At 55.8% G+C, this 14,434-nt stretch carries 14 protein-coding genes; 12 read left to right on the plus strand and 2 right to left on the minus strand.

The annotated features are described in order from the left end of the window. The first annotated feature begins 87 nt into the window (after positions 1–87). The 12 genes from AC0L6A_RS12045 (at position 88) to AC0L6A_RS12100 (ending at position 11,972) form a co-directional block, all read left to right on the plus strand. Positions 88–1,047, plus strand: coding sequence for a cupin domain-containing protein (locus tag AC0L6A_RS12045; protein WP_473290323.1), 960 nt, complete (start codon positions 88–90; stop codon positions 1,045–1,047). 20 nt (positions 1,048–1,067) lie between these two features. After that, positions 1,068–2,192 (plus strand): cobalamin-independent methionine synthase II family protein, encoded by a 1,125-nt coding sequence (locus tag AC0L6A_RS12050; RefSeq protein ID WP_473290324.1) that lies wholly within the window; start codon positions 1,068–1,070, stop codon positions 2,190–2,192. Next, positions 2,189–2,881, plus strand: a complete 693-nt coding sequence (locus AC0L6A_RS12055) for an alpha/beta fold hydrolase (RefSeq protein WP_473290326.1) — start codon at positions 2,189–2,191, stop codon at positions 2,879–2,881. Before AC0L6A_RS12050 ends, AC0L6A_RS12055 begins: the two co-directional genes overlap by 4 nt. Next, positions 2,881–3,576, plus strand: a complete 696-nt coding sequence (locus AC0L6A_RS12060) for an RraA family protein (RefSeq protein WP_473290328.1) — start codon at positions 2,881–2,883, stop codon at positions 3,574–3,576. Before AC0L6A_RS12055 ends, AC0L6A_RS12060 begins: the two co-directional genes overlap by 1 nt. A gap of 274 nt (positions 3,577–3,850) precedes the next feature. Beyond that, entirely contained in the window at positions 3,851–4,483 is a 633-nt protein-coding gene (locus AC0L6A_RS12065; RefSeq protein WP_473290330.1) for a tyrosine-type recombinase/integrase, read from the plus strand. A 301-nt stretch (positions 4,484–4,784) separates the two neighbouring features. Beyond that, positions 4,785–5,525 carry an ABC transporter ATP-binding protein gene (locus AC0L6A_RS12070; protein WP_473290331.1) on the plus strand — a complete coding sequence of 247 codons (741 nt, stop codon included), beginning with the start codon at positions 4,785–4,787 and terminating at the stop codon, positions 5,523–5,525. A 3-nt stretch (positions 5,526–5,528) separates the two neighbouring features. Beyond that, the gene (locus tag AC0L6A_RS12075; RefSeq protein WP_473290333.1) at positions 5,529–7,160 is read left to right on the plus strand and encodes a hypothetical protein; all 1,632 of its coding nucleotides are present in this window, start codon (positions 5,529–5,531) and stop codon (positions 7,158–7,160) included. A 489-nt stretch (positions 7,161–7,649) separates the two neighbouring features. Continuing rightward, positions 7,650–8,777, plus strand: coding sequence for an aromatic ring-hydroxylating oxygenase subunit alpha (locus tag AC0L6A_RS12080; RefSeq protein ID WP_473290334.1), 1,128 nt, complete (start codon positions 7,650–7,652; stop codon positions 8,775–8,777). Between the two features lie 9 nt (positions 8,778–8,786). Continuing rightward, positions 8,787–9,203, plus strand: coding sequence for a RidA family protein (locus tag AC0L6A_RS12085; RefSeq protein WP_473290336.1), 417 nt, complete (start codon positions 8,787–8,789; stop codon positions 9,201–9,203). Then, a complete protein-coding gene (locus AC0L6A_RS12090; protein WP_473290337.1) occupies positions 9,200–9,874 on the plus strand; it encodes a DUF1028 domain-containing protein in 675 nt (224 codons plus the stop codon). Before AC0L6A_RS12085 ends, AC0L6A_RS12090 begins: the two co-directional genes overlap by 4 nt. After that, positions 9,867–11,009, plus strand: a complete 1,143-nt coding sequence (locus tag AC0L6A_RS12095) for an aromatic ring-hydroxylating oxygenase subunit alpha (protein ID WP_473290338.1) — start codon at positions 9,867–9,869, stop codon at positions 11,007–11,009. The genes AC0L6A_RS12090 and AC0L6A_RS12095 overlap by 8 nt, the downstream gene beginning before the upstream one ends. Positions 11,010–11,039: 30 nt before the next feature. After that, a complete protein-coding gene (locus AC0L6A_RS12100) occupies positions 11,040–11,972 on the plus strand; it encodes a LysR family transcriptional regulator (RefSeq protein ID WP_473290340.1) in 933 nt (310 codons plus the stop codon). Here the strand turns inward: AC0L6A_RS12100 and argE are convergent. After that, positions 11,969–13,138, minus strand: coding sequence for an acetylornithine deacetylase (argE, locus tag AC0L6A_RS12105; protein WP_473290341.1), 1,170 nt, complete (start codon positions 13,136–13,138; stop codon positions 11,969–11,971). The two genes, AC0L6A_RS12100 and argE, sit on opposite strands and share 4 nt — an antisense overlap. Further along, positions 13,128–14,366 (minus strand): flavin-containing monooxygenase, encoded by a 1,239-nt coding sequence (locus AC0L6A_RS12110; RefSeq protein WP_473290343.1) that lies wholly within the window; start codon positions 14,364–14,366, stop codon positions 13,128–13,130. Before AC0L6A_RS12110 ends, argE begins: the two co-directional genes overlap by 11 nt. Between the last annotated feature and the right edge of the window lie 68 nt (positions 14,367–14,434).

Consider the following 14,434-nt stretch of genomic DNA (forward strand, 5'->3'; position numbering starts at 1 on the left):
GCCAGTCTGCGCGCGCGTCGGCTGAACAACCGCCCGCCCAGCGGTTGGGTTTGAACCAATCAAACCCAAACCAAAGGAGACAATACAATGAGTAACATCGAAAATCGCATCGTTCGCTACGGCGACCTGAAACCCTGCAAAACCGCGTTTATTGACGCGCACACGCCGGGATCGGATCAGAAAGAAAACTTCACCATCATCGGTGGTGGCGTGTCTGAAAGCCCCGACCAGCATGTGCACATCGCCGACCAAATCGGGTTCAATATCGGGGCCGCTGGCCAGCCACCGCGCGTGCGCAATTCACTGCACGACCACAACACCGCCGAGGTGTTCTTTGTCCTTAAAGGCAAGTGGCGGTTCTTCTGGGGTCGTTGGGGCAATGCTGGTGAAGTGACGCTGGAAGAAGGCGACATATTCAACATCCCCACCGGCATCTTCCGTGGCTTTGAAAACATCGGTACAGACTACGGGATGATCATGGCCGTTCTGGGCGGTAATGATGCTGGCGGCGGTGTGCATTGGGCTCCTCAGGTGATCGAGGATGCTGCCTCCCATGGCCTCGTACTGGGCGAAAACGGCGTTCTTTATGACAGCAAGAAGGGCGATAAGTTACCCCACAACGTCAACCCGATGCCTCTGATGTCAGAAGAAGAGCTGGCCAAGCGCGCCGAGCCGACCACAGCGGACGTTCTGCCAAATCACATCGCACGTTATTGGGACCTGATGGCGCTTTCTGACAAGCAGCCCGCCAACGTGATTGGTGCCGATGCGATCTTGCGCGACCGTCCCGGTTTCGAGGTCGATTTTCTGTCACGCAACTCCATCTCGGCCGAAGTGCATACTCACGATCAGAACACCGTTCTGATGCCTGTACGCGGTCACTGGAAAGTGGAACTGGCGGGCGAAACAACGTCTCTGAACCCGGGCGACACCTGTCTGATCAAAGCAGGCGAGGCTCATTCCGTCACACCGTCAATGACCGGCGAGGCGAGCCTTTACCGCATCCGCGCCACCGACGATCCTGCTGGCCTGACCGGCGCAGTTTAACACAAGGGAAAGGGCCCATTATGACCAAGATAAAAACAACTCATGTGGGCTCTTTGCCACGCACGCAGGACGTGGTGGATTTCATTTTCGCGCGCGAGAATGAGAAACCATTTGATCAAGCCGAATTCGACGCCTGTATGACGTCAGCGGTGTCAGAAACCGTGCGTAAGCAGGTCGAGGCAGGCATCGACATCGTGTCGGACGGTGAGACGTCGAAGATCTCCTACGCCACTTATGTGAAAGACCGCTATACCGGGTTTGGCGGCGACAGCCCACGCAACGCACCTGCTGACCTGAAGATGTTTCCGGGCTTTCTTGAACGTTTGGCCGATGACGGCGGCACACCAAAATATGCGCGTCCAATGTGCGTGGGTGAGGTGCGGTCCAAGGGTCAGGGCGAGCTAGAGAAGGACATCGCGAACCTCAAGGCGGCGATGGCTGATCATGGCGCAGAACGAGGTTTCATGAACGCTGCCAGCCCCGGTGTGATCTCACTGTTCCTGCAAAACGACTACTACAAATCGCGCGAGGCTTATCTGGCCGCTTTGGCCGACGCGATGAAGACAGAGTATGAGACCATCGTAGCCGCTGGGTTGGACCTACAGCTGGATTGCCCAGACCTAGCCCTGTCGCGCCACATGCTGTTCACCGATCTGTCAGATGACGAGTTCATCAAGGTCGCGAACATGCATGTCGAGGCCCTAAATCACGCGCTTTCCGACGTGCCTGCCGATAAGGTGCGCGTCCATATCTGCTGGGGCAACTATGAAGGACCGCATTGCTGTGACATTCCAATGGCCAAGATGTTCGACACGTTGATGGCGACGAAATCGCGCTATGTTCTGTTCGAAACATCGAACCCGCGCCACGGCCATGAATGGTCCACCTTCCGTGATCGCAAAGCAGACATTCCTGATGACAAGGTACTGGTGCCCGGCGTCGTCGATACAACCACCAACTTCGTGGAGCACCCGGAGCTTGTCGCCCAGCGCATCGAACGCTTCGTGGATATCGTCGGCACAGATCGTGTGATCGCCGGGTCCGATTGCGGCTTTGGCACGTTTGCGGGCTTCGGTGCGGTCGACCCTGACATTGCCTATGCCAAACTGTCAGCCCTGTCTGAAGGGGCGGCGCTGGTCAAATGACACCACTGGTCCTGCTTCCCGGAATGATGTGCGACGCGCGGTTGTTCGCACCGCAAGTCGCTGCGTTATCGGGGTGCCGGACAGTGATTTGTACTTCTTTGGCAGAACGCTCCAGCATCGAAGAGCTAGCCGCGGACATTCTTGCCGATGCGCCCCAGTGTTTCGCTTTGGCAGGCCTGTCGATGGGCGGGATCGTCGCGATGGAGGTCCTGCGTCAAGCTCCTGAGCGGGTAGAACGGATTGCGCTTCTGGACACCAATCCCTTGGCCGAAACTGACGAAGTTAAGGCCCGCCGATATCCCCAAATGGTTGCCGTGAAAGAGGGGAAGCTCTCGGCGATCATGCGTGATGAAATGAAGCCGAATTATCTAAGCGAGGGGCCACGGCGTGGCGAAGTGCTTGATCTGTGTATGGACATGGCACTTGATCTCGGTCCGCATGTGTTTTTGAACCAATCCCGTGCCTTGATGGATCGGTCTGACCAGACCGAAACTTTACGCAATGCTGCCGTTCCAGCGCTTATCCTGTGCGGGCGGGAAGACACGTTGTGCCCGGTCGCTCGCCACGAGATGATGGCCGGTCTGATCCCAGGCGCACGGCTGGAGATCATCGATGGTGCGGGACATTTGCCGACTTTGGAACAACCCGAAAAAACCAATACAGCGCTTGCCCGCTGGCTGGAGGAATAATGGACGACACACTCCTAAACCTGCTCAAACAGGTCGACACGCCGACAGTTTGCAACGCCATCGAAGTCGCGCAAGGAAAACGCGGTTTCAACGCTTTCACACGTGGCACCATGTTGGCCTCGCATCCCGAAGCGCCCGCGATGGTCGGATACGCCCGTACCGCGAAGATTGCGGCTGTTGAGCCACCAGATGAACCGCCCGAAATCATCAAGGCCCGCCGCATGGACTATTACCGCCACATGGCTGAAGGCCCACGCCCCGCCATCACAGTGGTGGAAGATACCGATTTCCCACATTGCATCGGGGCCTACTGGGGCGAGATCAACACGACCGTTCACAAAGGCTTTGGCGTATCGGGGGCTCTAACAAACGGAGTTATGCGCGACCTAGGTGACCTGCCCGACGGTTTCCCAGTTGTGGCTGGTTCCATCGGCCCCAGCCATGGATTTGTGCATGTTAAAGAAATCGCAACAGCAGTAACCGTATTCGGTCTGGAAATCGCTGATGGAGATTTGGTTCACGCCGACCGGCATGGTGCGCTTGTCATTCCACCCGAGGTGCTGCCGGATCTGGAAATGGCCATCCGCAGATTGCTCGACACCGAAAAGCTGGTACTGGATCCTGCACGCAAGGACGGGTTTGATTTCGACGCTTTCGAAGCCGCCTGGGCAGCCTTTGAAGCGGCGCGAACATAGAAGTTCCCTCTTGTGTTGCAAACAACAACAGGGTGATTTTCGACTGAACTCTTCAATGTCTCGCTTTGCTTGCCTTCGAAATTCGCATTGCGCCTACCTGTCTGGCACGCTCAGACAGCGTGTTCTCAGCAAACCAGACGTTTGTAGTGATCGCAGCACTAGCTACGATTGGCTCCTTCCAGACCTCGGATGCAGCGCAACATCCTGTGATATGTTGCCTAGGTCAACGTCGGGTTGTCGTTGTGGGAGGGCATGGCGGATCGGAGAACCAGTCATGGAAACACCAAACTTACCAGCCATTCGCGCACTTTGGCCAGCATGGAACAAGGGCCGTATCATCAGCCAGAAGCGCCCGCTAACACCAAAACACGTCTGGGCAATCAGGGTTCGACTTGAACTCGCCGAGAACCATCGTGACCTCGCGCTGTTCAACATGGCAATCGACAGTAAGCTCCGAGGCTGTGATCTGGTCCGAATGCAGGTGGTCGATGTCATGGCCTCCGGCCAAATCAAAGAGCGAGCTTCAGTTCTGAAGAGCAAGACGCAGAAGCCCCTGCGTTTTGAGATCTCCGAAGGCACACGTGCGTCGGTCGAGAAGTGGATGGAGGACCCACTGATGGTCGGGTCTGAGTACCTTTGGCCTGGCCGGTTCCATGAAAGACTTCATATTTCAACACGCCAGTATGCGCGTATCGTGCGGGATTGGGTTACCTCAATCGGTTTGGAAGCGACCGCATCTGGCACGCATTCAATGCGACGGACCAAGGTGACCCAGATAAATAAGAAGACAGGCAACCTACGCACTGTGCAATTGCTGCTCGGTCATACGAAAACGGTCAGCACCGTTAGGTATCTGGGTGTCGAGCTTGAAGACGCGCTGGCGATTGCGGAAGCAATTGAAATCTAACGATCTGGTCCGCCTTCACGGGACTTCGCAAGCAATCAGGTATGAAAACTGAATGCCAGCTCTTGAAAGTGAGCAGCCAGAACGCAACACTTATTGTTGTGCTGCAATTCGACGCAAACTTCTGCATATCTCGGTACGCCAACCGCGTATTTCCACCTTCTCGCTCAGATAGGTGCACAGTTGATGATTTGGACATAGAGTTGCCATGAATTGGTGCAAAACATCGCTGGCCTGAGCGTTGTGGAGTCCACGTCAGACCGCACGGCCGCAGGTAAACCGGATAAGCTTGACCAAAGAACATATGATCACAGTCACAAATTTCAGTAAGCAGTACAAAGGCTTCACGGCCGTAAAGGACCTGAGTTTTTCGGTTGAACCCGGCCAGATCCTTGGGTTGCTCGGCCCGAATGGGGCGGGCAAGACTACGACTTTGCGTGCCTTGTGCGGGATTATCCCCCCCACCTCGGGACGCCTATTGGTTGCGGGCCATGACATTATCCAGTCGCCCATCGAAGCCAAACAGAACATCGGCTATATTCCTGACGATCCGCGGCTATTTGACACCATGACGGTCTGGGAGCATCTGGCGTTCACTGCGGCGGCCTACAAAGTCACAGATTTTGAGAAAGACGCCGAAGCGCTTCTTATGTCATTCGAACTTACACACAAGCGCGACACGCTCGTCCATAACTTGTCTCGCGGTATGCGCCAAAAGGTGGCGATCGCATGCGCCTTCTTGCACGACCCAATGGTTATCCTGTTTGATGAGCCGCTCACGGGGCTTGATCCTCAAGGTATCCGGGGCATCAAGCAGGCGATCCGCGAACGTGCGCAAGCCGGCGCGGCTATCATCATCAGCTCGCACCTATTGAGCCTGTTCGAGGATTTATGCACGCATATTATGGTGTTGAACCTTGGCGAATGCCGTCTATTTGGCACGATGGACAACGTGCTGAGCGAGTTCGGCCAGACCGACAATAACTCGGCCCTTGAAGAGGCGTATTTCACAATCACCCAGAACAACGAGATGGGTCAGGCCTAAGCTATGGATCAAGCGCTTTTTCGTCTTCTTATGATGCGAATGCGCGGCGGTTTTCGCCAGCGCCTGATCCAGTTGACAAGCTTGCGTGGCCTGCTTTTCTTCCTTGCTTTTTTCGGGATCATTTGGCTGCTCGTCGTTACGAACAGTTCCTCGTCGGACATGGGGTCCATGTCTGACGTAGCCCTGGATCGGCAAGCTTTAAGCGCGCAGATCAGCACTTACATGCCGATCAGTATGCTTGCGATGTCGCTGCTCACAGTCGCGCTGTCGACTGGGCCTACATTTCATTTTTCGCCGGCAGAGATCAATTTTCTTTTTACCGGGCCGTTCCGTCGCCGCGACCTAATCATCTACAAATTTAGCGCCTACGTTGCCGGGGCCACCTTAAGCAGTGCGCTCATCGCCGTTTTTGCGCAGGGGCAAACAGGCTCAGCCCTTTTTGCTTTCTTCGCGTCGCTCCTGACGATCATATTCGTTCAGTTAAACAGCGCCGTCATCGTCATGACCTCTCAGACACTGGAAGGCAGCAGTCTCGCGCGGCTACGATATCCCGTCATAGCGCTGCTTTTCGCAGCTGCAGTCGCCAGCATACTTTATGCATGGGCAGCGCCCGACCGTAACCTCTTTGATCTACTATCCGCGTTTCGACATTCGTGGATCGGCACCATCATCCTAATACCCTACATTGTGTTTGCCGAACTCTTCGTGTCGTCATCGTTGCCACAACTGGCCATTTGGGGCTGTATCGCGCTTCTCATCAACATTGCACTGCTGCGCGCGGCTATCGTGCTCGACGCCCGCACGACCGACCGCGCCCTTAGCGAACACGCCCAAGAGAGCAACCGATGGGAGCGCGTTAAGCAAGGAGGTTCTTACTGGGCCACGCAACGAGCCGAGGTGCGCTCAATCCGCCGTTCGCCGGCCTGGGGAGGCTTGGGGCCCATTGCTTGGCGACAGGCCCTGAACGTTGCCCGCAATTCTTTGAAGGTCGTCGTCGTGTTCGTTGGCATCGCCGCCTGCGCCGGGCCGCTTGTTGCGGCAGTCGGTATACCCCTCACGGACCCGCGGGCTTTGACGATTGTTTACACCTTTTTCGGATTCATCCTGCCGCGCACGTTGGTTTGCGATTTTCGTGGCGACCTGAGCAGGATGGAAATCTACAAGACCCTGCCCATAGCCCCGTGGCGCATCTGCGCAGGCCAGCTCGTGGTTCAGGTGCTTGTTACCTATGTCATCGTTTTGTCCCTGATCGTCAGCATCACCGTCTTTGAAAAGGGTTTCGTCACATCTGGCGCACTCGTCTTTGCGGCTTTTGCGCTCCCGTTGACTGTGCTCATCTATACAGTCGAGAACACGATACATCTTTTGTTTCCGAAAAAACTCGTTCCGATGGGGCGCGCAGACTTCGAGTTTCTTGGCCGTTCACTTGTCGAGTTCATTGTGAAGACGATTGTCGTTTTGTCTGCTTCTGCGGCATCGGCTGCCGTGGGGTTTGTCACATTAACAACTATTGCATCCTCCTTGGTCCTGCCAGCGTTGGCGAGCTGGATAACCCTGACCTTGATCGTGCTTTTAACGTTGGTCATGATGCAATATGCTTTCCGCCGGTTCGCAGTGGCTGAAACCGTCGACTAGGGCCAAGAATAAAGAACCTCACCAGAGGCGACCAGCATGCTTTAGGCCCTTAGCGGACATACCCAAAATCGCCGAACGTTTCGGAACAGCTTTTCCCAAACCGGTCTTTCAATGGGTTTGGTTCTTTTGTTAGCCTCGCGCTGATAGGTGCGGTGACGACAGAGAATTGTCATCACCGAGATAGCCCGCCAGAGCCTATTTTCGGCATTGGCCGCAAGTTATTCATGAATTGCTGTGACGCGATAATGCGAACGATAAACACCCTTGCCGATACGATCGCCTTCTCGACGGTTTCTGCGTCGTCGTATTCAAGTCTAATGCATTCTACAGGCCAAAACGAGATCCAAACGTTCGCGGTCTGATTAGGCTACCTCAAATCAGGCGTTCTGCAGAGTATCCTTTACCAAAACAGAATTTAGCAGCACCGTGACTGAACCTTACTTGGTTGTATCAAGGCGGTAGGACTATGCCTGCATAAGGAACTGTTTCATGAAAGATGCCGCCACTGAGCTTTTGGAAAGTGTCTCGGTTCCGTTTGAACAGGCCCGTGCGATGCCGCCATCTGTGTATACGTCTCCAGACTTTCTTGACCGAGAGTTGCGCGATATTTTCGCAAAGGATTGGTTTTGCGTTGGCCGTGCATCGGCACTCGCTGCATCTGGTGACTACGTCACGCTAGAATTGGCTGGCCAGCCGATTATTGTGCTGCGGGCGAAAGACGGTGCTTTACGAGCGATGTCAAATGTCTGCCGACACCGCATGTCGACGCTACTAGAGGGGCGCGGCAATGCCCGTAGCATCGTGTGTCCATATCACGCTTGGACTTATAATCTCGATGGGTCTTTGCGCGGCGCGCCTGCAATGACCCAGAACGAAGGCTTTTGTAAATCCGACTACCAGCTGCCCGAAATTCGTTGCGAAGAGTGGTTGGGCTGGGTGTTTGTGTCACTGAACCCCGACAGCCCGCCTGTTGCCACACAACTGTCCAAAGTCGCGGACATGGTCGGCGATTATGACATGACCAACTACACCGAGACCTTCTTTGAAACCCACGTCTGGGACACGAACTGGAAAGTTCTCGCTGAAAATTTCATGGAAAGCTACCACCTGCCCGTCTGTCATGCAGGCACCATCGGCGGGTTGTCCAAGCTCGAAGAAATGATCTGCCCGCCGGGTGAAGATGCGTTTAACTATCATACGATCCTTAAAGACGAATCGTTACAAATCGCGATGGCGCACCCCTCCAACACGCGGATGGAAGGCGAACGTCGCCGCACGACGTATCTTTTGGCTATCTACCCCAGCCTGCTGATCACACTGACGCCCGGATATTTCTGGTACCTGACCCTGCACCCAGAAGGTGTCGGCAAGGTCCGCATCGGGTTTGGTGGCGGCATGTCCAATGACTATGCCGGTGATCCAGACGCACAAGCCAATTTTGAGCAGCTCAAAACGTTACTGGATGACGTGAATATCGAAGACAAGGGCTGCACCGAAAAGGTCTACAAAGGTCTGTCGTCGGATGGATCTGCCCCAGGGCATCTGTCGCACCTTGAACGACCGAACTACGATTTTGCCCATTACATCAACGCGCGCGTTCAAAGCGCAAACGCATAGGACAACACCTTGGCACACACGCGCATTCGCAAGTTCAACACGAGCGACACCTATCCAGAACAGAACCTCGACAATGATTTGTGTCAGGCCGTGGTGACAGAGGGTGGCAAGACTGTTTGGCTCCGAGGTCAATGTCCACAGAACCTTGATGACGCCAAAAACATCGACAGCCACGACCCAGTCGAACAAACCCACAAGGTCATGCAGAACATCCAACAACTGATCGAAGAAGCTGGTGGCGAGATGGCGCATCTGGTGAAGGTCGTCGTCTACATCACTGACGTACGCCACCGCGCGGCGATCTATCGCACCATGGGCGAATACATCAAAGATGTGCATCCTGTGTCCACCGGTTTGGTTGTGCAGGCCCTTGCGCGGCCTGAATGGTTGGTGGAAATCGACGGCACAGCGGTGATCCCGACATGACGTTTTCATTGGTCGCGCGTTGCGCTGATACAGGCATGTTTGGCATCGCCATCGCGTCGTCTTCCCCTGCTGTTGCGGCGCGCTGCGCCTATACGCGCGCGGGCGTGGGCGCCGTTGCCAGCCAAAACATAACCGACCCGCGCCTTGGCCCCTTTGCTCTGGATGTGATGCAAGGTGGGATGACTGCCGCCGAGGCTATCGCGGGCGTGCGCCATCAAGCACAGCATGCCGCCTACCGTCAGGTCATGGTGATTGACAAGAATGGAAACACGGCCATTCATTCCGGTCCAAACTCGCTTGGCATCTGGACCGATGCAGCAGGACAAGACGTGATTGCAGCAGGCAACCTGCTGGCCAACGCAGACGTGCCGCAAGCCATGGTTGATGGTTTCACACAAAGCGCAGGTCATCTGGGTGACCGGCTGATCGTGGCCATGCGTGCGGGACTGGCCGCAGGTGGCGAGGCTGGGCCGATCCATTCTGCTGGCATGCAGCTATGCGACAAGGTCGTTTGGCCCGTTGCGGACCTGCGCTGTGATTGGACCGAAGACTGCCCGATCGAGGCGATCGCAACTGCATGGGACGTCTATAAACCACAGCTAGACGCCTACGTGCAACGCGCGCTCGACCCACGCGAAGCCCCATCTTACGGAGTGCCCGGTGATGAATGAACAGGTTGCATGGAGCGCATATGAAACCCAGCGTGTCGAGCAGATGCGCCAGACCTTGGCCGATTGTGCCGCTACTCCGGATGACGCGCCGCAGGGTTTGCCGGGGCACTTCTACAATGATCCGGTGTTCTTTGACCACGAATGCCGGACCATTTTGCGCGACGGTTGGCACTGTGTCGGGCGGGCCGATGAATACGCAGAACACGGCGATTATCTTGCGCTGGAACTGTTGGGTGAACCGCTAATCATCGTGCGCGACAAAGACGAAATCAAAGCCCTGTCCAACGTCTGTCGTCACCGCGGCATGCCGCTTGCCGAAGGACAAGGCAACGCCAACCGCTTTGTGTGCCGCTACCACGCTTGGGCTTACGGCACCGATGGCGCTTTACTGCGCGCGCCGCGCATGAAGAACACAGGTTTTGATGCCAAAAATTGTAAGTTAGGCACGTTTCCGTGCGTGGTGCGGTTTGGATTTGTTTATGTCAGCTTGTCGCAAGATCCCTCTGACATCGACGCGGACCTTGCCGGACTGAAAGACGTGATCGGGCAATACGAGCCAGAAAAATACGTCACCGTCCACAGCGACAGCGAGGTCTGGAACTGCAATTGGAAGTGTCTGGTCGAGAATTTCATGGAGGGCTACCACCTGTCCGTTGTGCACCCACAAACACTGCACGGCTACACGCCAACAGGTCTTAGCAAGAAGGGTCCAAACGGCGCAGGCTACACCAGCTATTTCGCCAACTACCCCGACAACATCCCGCCGCGCGGCGAAGGCGCGCCGGACTTGACCGAACAAGAGCGTCACCGCTCGACCCTGTTCGCGGCTTTTCCTTGCCAAGTGGTCAGCGTTGCGGCCTCGCTTTTGGTCTCGCTAAACATTCGCCCGTTGACGCCCACATCCATAAGAGTGCGCTGGTCCATGTCTGTATACGGCGACAGCCTTGACGGGGACACCATCGATCAACGCATCGCCCTATGGGAAGACGTGAACCGTGAGGACCGTGAGAAGCTGGAGGCGATGCAGGTCGCACTGGCGTCGGTTTTCGCGACGGGCGGTCCTCTGGCCGAAGATGATTACGAGGGCACGGTGCGCGATTTTCTACTATGGCTCGCACGCCAAGACGCCGCTTGACCTGATCTTCTGCGCGGGCGATGCAGGTGCATGGCTGTTCGGTTTACATATCGTCAATTGGAATACCTTGTCGCCGTTGGTGATGCGGGCACCATCGCGCAAGCTGCGTTGCAATTAAATGTGTCTTCGCCATCGATATCAACTGCCATCAATCAGCTAGAGGCGCATTTTGGTGTCCAGCTTTTCGTGCGCCACCATGCGCAAGGCCTCGCACTTACACCAGGCGGGAGGCGGGTGTTCTTGGAGGCAAAACGCATGCTTGCGGACGCAGCCGCGCTGAACAACATCGCTGAAGACGTCGCCAAAAGACCAGGTGGACCGTTGAACGTCGGCGCATTGTCGACCCTTGCTCCGCTGCTGAGTGCAAAATTCCGCAAGTCATTTGAGCACTGTTTCCCAGAGGCCGCCGTCGCCCTGTTCACAGGGGATCAGGCGGCGCTGTTTCAACAGTTGGCGCGTGCCGAGATTGATGTTGCGATCACCTATGACATGGAAATCCCGCAAGATGTCCACTTTGAAGGACTGATCGCGCTGCGGCCTTGTGTGATGATGCACCCAGATCATCCATTGGCCGCTGGTCACGATGTGCCCTTGCGCGACATAGCCAAAGACCCTTTGGTCTTGCTTGATCTGCCGCTAAGCCGGGACTACTTTTTGGCCACTTTCCGCAGCCTGGGGATAACCCCAAATATCGGCGATCGCACCAATGATCTATCGGTGGCGCGAAGCCTTGTGGCGAACGGATACGGGTATGGCTTGCTAAACATTGGCACTGATATTTCCTATGCGCCAGATGGTCAGCCACTTGTCATTCGCCCAATCCAAGAAGATATCGGCCACATCACGCTGGGCCTGGCCACCAAGCAGATCACATTGCGGTCCGCGATTGTGCAGGCCTTTTATGACCACCTGCGCGCAGAAATTGACGCACAGGGATTGCCTGCCACTGCGACATTTCCCTAAAGGCCCGCAACCAAACGCTTCAGCAGCGCGTCCATCATAGCGTCGCACGCCGCAAGTTGGCTATTCTCGACATATTCGTCCGGTTTGTGTCCTTGATCCATTGATCCGGGTCCACAGACAACAGTCGGCACGCCGAGCTTGTCAGAAAACAAGCCTCCTTCGGTGCCAAAAGCAACTTTGATAGTGTGATGTGTTTGGGTCAGTGACTGCACCAGTTCTACAACATCGCTTGCAAGATCAGTCGCCAACGACGGATAGCTATTGGTGACCTTGATGGTGATGTTTGCATCAGGAAAGCGCCGGTTGATGTCGTTTAGATACCCTTCTCTGAAAGTCTCGAGCCGCGCCATGATCTGCGCGGGATCGTCATCCGGCAAATTACGAATTTCGAACATGAACTCGGCGCGGTCCGGAACGATATTCAGAACGGTGCCGCCGCTGAACGTTCCGACATGAACCGTGCTGTAGGGCACGTCATAGCCATCATCGCGCGCTCCTGTTGTGCTCAGTTCGGTTTGCAAATCACGCAAGACTGCAATCATATCGCAGGCCATATGAATGGCGTTCATGCCCGATGGCGCCAGCGCGGAATGCGCAGCATGGCCTGTCGCCACCACCTTGGCCGCTGTCTTGCCTTTGTGACCCGTCGCCACCCGCATCGACGTTGGTTCTCCGACGATACAGAACTGCGGCACGAACGGGGCGTCCGCCAGCATATCAATCAACGACCGCACACCGACGCAGCCAATTTCCTCGTCATAAGACAGCGCAAGGTGTAACGGCGTTTGCAAATCTAGCCGTGCCGCCCTTAGCGCGCTGACCAATGCAGACGCGACAAATCCCTTCATGTCGCAAGTGCCACGCCCGTAAAACTTACCGTCCTGCGATGTCATTTCAAACGGCGGCACAGTCCAATTTTGCCCCTTGGCCGGAACCACGTCCGTATGCCCAGACAACAAAACACCCGGCCGATCAGTCGGGCCGATGGTGGCATAAAGGTTGGCCTTCTTGCCGGTCGCGTCACGCAAAATTGTGACCTGTGCACCAACGCTTTCAAGCAGATCCGCACAAAAGATTATCAGCGCAAGGTTGGGGTCTGCACTGACCGTTGGATAACCGATCAGTTTGCCTAACAGGTCTTGCGTGGTCCAACCTTCATCGTTCATGTCGGTCCGAGCCTGCGATGTGCTGCGCTAAGTTCTGCGCATCGACCCAAACGCCCCAGATGAACGAAGACCCCCGCATCGATAGCCACGGCAGGCCAAGGAAATACACCCCTTCTGCCTGAGAAACACCATCGGTATGGAGCGGCTTTCCCGACCCATCAAAGGTATCCACGTCAAGCCATGAGAAGTCCTGCGTGAACCCTGTCGCCCAAATGATAGTGGTGATCCCAGCAGCAGCCAGATCAAGGTTTAGGACCGGATTGGTCACACACGCAGGGTCGTCCCCAATGATCCGCGCCTCTAGGTCCAGCGGCAGATCAAGACCCTCTTGCGCGACATAGGCGTCTGCCTCGTCCAGCACCGACAGATAGTTCGCGTCGCCGTTGGCGATGTTGCCTGCAAGATCAGGGGCAAACGTCAGCTTGCCATCCGCAAACGCCGACGTCATGCCAAGCAGCGTGATACCCATCCCCACAAAGCGCCGAAAGTCGACGGTTTGTCCGCCATTGGCACCGCTCACCGCAATGGTCGTATGTTCGGCCCCGGCGGGCGGCGATTTCATCTGCCATTTGCCCAAAACGCCCAACCACCAGACAAAGTCCTTGCCCCGATACCGGCGTGGCGGGCGATCATGCGCGCCGACCGACAAATAGACATCGCGTCCACTTTTGCGTAATTCTTCGGCGATCTGGCTGCCCGATGAACCAGCGCCAACAACAAGTACGGCACCAGCGGGAATATCATCGGGTTTTTGATAGGCAGTCGAATGGATTTGGTGCAGTCCCTTTTGCGCAGGCACCACAGGAGGGATTGCAGGATTTTGGAACGGACCAGTTGCCGCGACGATGTTGCGCGCACGGATCGCCCCATCCGAGGTCTGAACATCAAAGCCTTGTCCGTCCAGCGACTTTGACGCCTTAATCACCTCGACACCACAGCGGATCGGTACGCGCTTTTCTTCAACAAATTCCTCAAAATAGGACACAACGCTGTCTTTGGTTGGAAAATCATCTGGCCCACAATCCGCGAATTCCTTGCTTGGAAAGCGGTCATGCCAAGCGGGCCCATTTGCCACTAGAGATGCCCAGCGCTCAACACGCCAACGCTCTGCAATGCGGCTGCGTTCAAGCACCAAATGGGGTATGTTATTGGCGCTTAAATGCTCGCTCATTGCAAGCCCAGCCTGCCCACCACCCACGACAAGTGTATCAATGTATTCGGTGGTCATAAGGCTTCCGTTTTGCAATGGCATTTGTCCAACAAAAGATAGCGGCGGCGCGGACCACCGGAAACCAC

The organism is Aliiroseovarius sp. D2-2, from assembly GCF_055809455.1.

Excerpts from the sequence above, each read along its gene's own strand:
- AC0L6A_RS12045 (WP_473290323.1), top strand. The coding sequence starts at position 88 with ATGAGTAACATCGAAAATCGCATCGTTCGCTACGGCGACCTGAAACCC.
- AC0L6A_RS12050 (WP_473290324.1), top strand. The coding sequence starts at position 1,068 with ATGACCAAGATAAAAACAACTCATGTGGGCTCTTTGCCACGCACGCAG.
- AC0L6A_RS12055 (WP_473290326.1), top strand. The coding sequence starts at position 2,189 with ATGACACCACTGGTCCTGCTTCCCGGAATGATGTGCGACGCGCGGTTG.
- AC0L6A_RS12060 (WP_473290328.1), top strand. The coding sequence starts at position 2,881 with ATGGACGACACACTCCTAAACCTGCTCAAACAGGTCGACACGCCGACA.
- AC0L6A_RS12065 (WP_473290330.1), top strand. The coding sequence starts at position 3,851 with ATGGAAACACCAAACTTACCAGCCATTCGCGCACTTTGGCCAGCATGG.
- AC0L6A_RS12070 (WP_473290331.1), top strand. The coding sequence starts at position 4,785 with ATGATCACAGTCACAAATTTCAGTAAGCAGTACAAAGGCTTCACGGCC.
- AC0L6A_RS12075 (WP_473290333.1), top strand. The coding sequence starts at position 5,529 with ATGGATCAAGCGCTTTTTCGTCTTCTTATGATGCGAATGCGCGGCGGT.
- AC0L6A_RS12080 (WP_473290334.1), top strand. The coding sequence starts at position 7,650 with ATGAAAGATGCCGCCACTGAGCTTTTGGAAAGTGTCTCGGTTCCGTTT.
- AC0L6A_RS12090 (WP_473290337.1), top strand. The coding sequence starts at position 9,200 with ATGACGTTTTCATTGGTCGCGCGTTGCGCTGATACAGGCATGTTTGGC.
- AC0L6A_RS12095 (WP_473290338.1), top strand. The coding sequence starts at position 9,867 with ATGAATGAACAGGTTGCATGGAGCGCATATGAAACCCAGCGTGTCGAG.
- AC0L6A_RS12100 (WP_473290340.1), top strand. The coding sequence starts at position 11,040 with ATGGCTGTTCGGTTTACATATCGTCAATTGGAATACCTTGTCGCCGTT.
- argE (WP_473290341.1), bottom strand. The coding sequence starts at position 13,138 with ATGAACGATGAAGGTTGGACCACGCAAGACCTGTTAGGCAAACTGATC.
- AC0L6A_RS12110 (WP_473290343.1), bottom strand. The coding sequence starts at position 14,366 with ATGACCACCGAATACATTGATACACTTGTCGTGGGTGGTGGGCAGGCT.